Genomic DNA, 3,592 nt, shown 5'->3' on the forward strand with positions numbered 1-3,592 from the left:
GCTCTGGCTAGCTACCCTGAGTTTCGGATGATTATTTACTCGGTGCTGCTTATTACCCTCATGCTGTATCGTCCGCAAGGTTTGTTTGGCAATAAAGAGCTAAGCTTAAAAATGTTTAGCCGCGTGACAGGAGGCAAGAAAGATGGCTTTACTCAAAGCAACTAAGTTATCGAAAGTCTTTGGCGGCTTAAGAGCAGTTTCCAACTTCGAAGTCGACATTGCGCCAGGCGAACTGGTGGGTCTTATCGGCCCTAATGGCGCGGGCAAAACAACAGTGTTTAACCTTTTGACCGGGGTATATGAACCGACAGAAGGTCAAATTGAATTTGACGGAAAAAGTATTGTTGGTCTAAAACCTTATCAAATTACACAGCGCGGGATTGCCCGTACGTTTCAGAATATTAGGCTGTTTTCCGATTTAAGCGTCCTTGACAATGTAAAAATAGCCTATCATTTCCACGTAAAATATGGTTTGGCAGAAGCGTTCTTTCGCATTGGTCGCTACCATCGGGAAGAGGCTGAAATTGAAGAAAAAGCACTAAATTTTTTGGAGATATTTCAGCTTGCCCATAGAAAAGATGAAATAGCCAAGAATTTGCCTTATGGCGAACAACGGCGTTTGGAAATTGCTCGTGCACTGGCAGCACAGCCTAAGCTGCTGCTTCTGGATGAACCTGCTGCCGGCATGAATCCTCAAGAAACACTGCAACTCATGGAAATGATTCGCTGGATAAAAGATAAGTTCGATCTGACGATTTTGTTAATTGAACATGACATGAGCCTGGTTATGGGTGTGTGTGAGCGCATTTATGTCCTTGAATATGGCAGTATTATTGCTCATGGTACGCCTCAGGAAATTAAAAATAATCCGCGGGTTATTGAGGCCTACCTCGGCGAGGAGGTATAAGGGGCATGACAATGTTAAAAATTGATAATATAAACGTATATTATGGCGCTATTCACGCACTCAAAGGTATTAGTGTTGATGTTCAGCAGGGTGAAATCGTAACTTTGATTGGAGCTAACGGTGCTGGTAAAAGCACTACCTTGCGTACCATATCTGGTCTGTTAAAACCTAAAAGCGGACGGATTACTTTCGAAGGGCAAGATATTGCCGGTATGGCTGCCCAGAACATTGTTAAACTGGGAATTTCCCAAGTTCCGGAAGGCCGCCGGGTATTTGCCCATATGACGGTATTGGAAAATTTGGAACTGGGTGCTTATCTTCGTACTAATTCTAAAGAAATTAAAGCCGATATGGATGCTGTATTTGCACGGTTTCCACGGTTAGCTGAACGGCGTAGCCAGTTAGCAGGGACCCTTTCCGGCGGTGAGCAGCAAATGCTGGCGATGGGTCGGGCACTAATGAGCCGGCCGCGAATTCTGCTCTTGGATGAACCATCGATGGGTTTGGCACCGCTGTTGGTAAAAGAAATATTTTCAATTATTAAAGATATTAATGAAACAGGTACTACTATCTTACTGGTAGAGCAAAATGCTCATATGGCATTATCCATTGCTCATAAGGCCTATGTCCTGGAAACTGGCCGGGTAACTTTGTCAGGTGATGCTAGACAGTTGGCTGAAAGTGAAGAGGTACGTAAAGCCTACCTGGGTGGATAACAACCGCCCGATATCCATTGGGAAAATACACGTAGGGGAGTGTTATGTATGATTGTATCCAAAAGAATGACACCCAATCCCACTACCATAACGTCTGCGACGACTATTCTCGATGCGCTGCAAATTATGCGCAGTAACAAGTTTCGCCGTTTACCGGTTGTGGATAATGGCAAACTTGTGGGTATTGTCACCGATCGGGATCTCAGTGAAGTATCAGCTTCGCCGGCTACTTCACTGTCAGTGTTTGAACTCAACTACCTTTTGGCAAAAATGCAGGTTAAAGACATTATGACCAAAAAGGTAGTGACGGTACATGCAGACGCCACCATTGAGGAAGCGGCGCTTTTAATGTATAACCACAAAATTGGTGGTTTGGTTGTTCTTGACCAGAATCAGCAAGTTGTCGGAATTTTAACCGAGACAGACATATTTAAAACCTTTGTCGATCTCATGGGATTACCACAGGGAAAAACTCGTTTAAGTATTGTTGTTCCTGACCGAATGGGCGTTATTCACGATATTTCCGGGGTATTCAAAGAGTTTGGTGTTAGTATTGGTAGCTTTGTCAGCTATCCGACTGATGATGGGCAATATGAAGTAGTTATCCGAGCTGATATTAAAGATGTGAAGGCATTTACTGAACGTCTGGCAGCGGTGGGTTATCCAGTACAACATGTTGTGCATATAGGCTAATAAGCTAAATATCCCTCCACCAATTTTACACCTCTTGCCGACTGTGTTAATATAATAACAGTAGGAATAGGCGGCCTTGATAACAAGGCGCAGTCGGGCGGCAAGCAGCAGGAAAAAGCCTGCGGGATCTATTGGCCCGCAGGTTTATTTTAGTCTCCCGAATGTATATATTCGAAGCGCATAAGCACGACTAAGGCTTCTGCCGGCGTCCAGGAGGACTTGGCATATGCCAAGTCCTCTTTCTTATTTTTCATTTTTGGGGAGGGATTGGGCTTGATTAAAGATTACGATCAATTAAAACAGCAAACCGCGCGGCTATCGGTAGTATCAAACACACTACTTGTGATACTTAAATTATTGGTTGGGATAGTTACGGGTGCTGTCAGTATTATATCCGAAGCTGCCCATTCTGGCGTCGATTTGTTTGCTGCTTTTGTTGCCTTTTTTGCTGTAAAAAAATCTGCTGAGCCTCCTGATGTCCAGCATGCTTATGGTCATGGTAAAATTGAGAATTTGTCAGCAGCTTTCGAAGCAGTACTCATTGTTTTAGCGGCACTCTGGATTGTGTACGAGGCGGTAGAAAAAATTTATAATCCACAGCCTCCGGAATATCTGGAATACGGACTTATCGTCATGGCATTATCGATCGTTGTTAATTATCTGGTATCGAATAGACTGTATTCTGTGGCTCAACTTACTGGTTCCCAAGCCTTGGAAGCCGATGCTCTTCACCTTAAAGCCGACATCTGTACAAGTCTAGGTGTATTTTGCGGGTTGGGTATTATCAAACTGACAGGTTTGTACTGGCTTGACCCGGTGATTGCGATCATTGTAGCAGTTATCGTATTTAAAGCCGGTTTTTCCATGACAATGAAAAGTATTTATCAATTGACAGATGTCAGTTTACCGAAAGAAGAGGAAGACGCTATCAGAGCCATTGTTTACAGTCACCCGGCAGTTATTGCTTTTCATCATCTTAGAACCCGGCGGTCTGGTAGTTATCGGTTGATTGATATGCACATTGTTCTGCAAAAAAATATGCACCTTGATAAAGCACATGCCGTATGCGATGAACTCGAGGCGTTGATAAAAGAACGGTTTGCTCCTTGTGATGTCACCATCCATTTAGAGCCTTGCGATTATACGGAGGGTTTTACTACCTGTCCGGAAGAATGCGGAGAAAATTGCAAGCGGGACTAAAAAACAGCGGCTTAGCCGCTGCCAGATTGTAGACAAAGCCGCTTTTATGCCGTAAGGCAAAAAGCGGCTTTCTATT

4 protein-coding genes and 1 pseudogene are annotated in these 3,592 nt (G+C 43.9%); all 5 read left to right on the plus strand.

The window, feature by feature from the left end:
* Positions 1 to 165, plus strand: a pseudogene (locus AC29Z1_RS12360) (branched-chain amino acid ABC transporter permease); the annotation flags it as partial.
* Positions 143 to 907, plus strand: a complete 765-nt coding sequence (locus tag AC29Z1_RS12365) for an ABC transporter ATP-binding protein (RefSeq protein WP_488271768.1) — start codon at positions 143 to 145, stop codon at positions 905 to 907. The pseudogene AC29Z1_RS12360 and the gene AC29Z1_RS12365, both read left to right, overlap by 23 nt.
* An 11-nt stretch (positions 908 to 918) precedes the next feature.
* A complete protein-coding gene (locus AC29Z1_RS12370; protein WP_488271770.1) occupies positions 919 to 1,623 on the plus strand; it encodes an ABC transporter ATP-binding protein in 705 nt (234 codons plus the stop codon).
* Positions 1,624 to 1,671: 48 nt separating this feature from the next.
* On the plus strand, positions 1,672 to 2,316 hold the full coding sequence (locus AC29Z1_RS12375; RefSeq protein WP_488271769.1) for a CBS and ACT domain-containing protein: 645 nt from the start codon (positions 1,672 to 1,674) through the stop codon (positions 2,314 to 2,316).
* A gap of 276 nt (positions 2,317 to 2,592) precedes the next feature.
* On the plus strand, positions 2,593 to 3,516 hold the full coding sequence (locus AC29Z1_RS12380) for a cation diffusion facilitator family transporter (protein ID WP_488271771.1): 924 nt from the start codon (positions 2,593 to 2,595) through the stop codon (positions 3,514 to 3,516).
* Positions 3,517 to 3,592 lie beyond the last annotated feature (76 nt).

The organism is Sporomusa sp. (genome assembly GCF_057736855.1).

Excerpts from the sequence above, each read along its gene's own strand:
- AC29Z1_RS12375 (WP_488271769.1), top strand. The coding sequence starts at position 1,672 with ATGATTGTATCCAAAAGAATGACACCCAATCCCACTACCATAACGTCT.
- AC29Z1_RS12365 (WP_488271768.1), top strand. The coding sequence starts at position 143 with ATGGCTTTACTCAAAGCAACTAAGTTATCGAAAGTCTTTGGCGGCTTA.
- AC29Z1_RS12370 (WP_488271770.1), top strand. The coding sequence starts at position 919 with ATGTTAAAAATTGATAATATAAACGTATATTATGGCGCTATTCACGCA.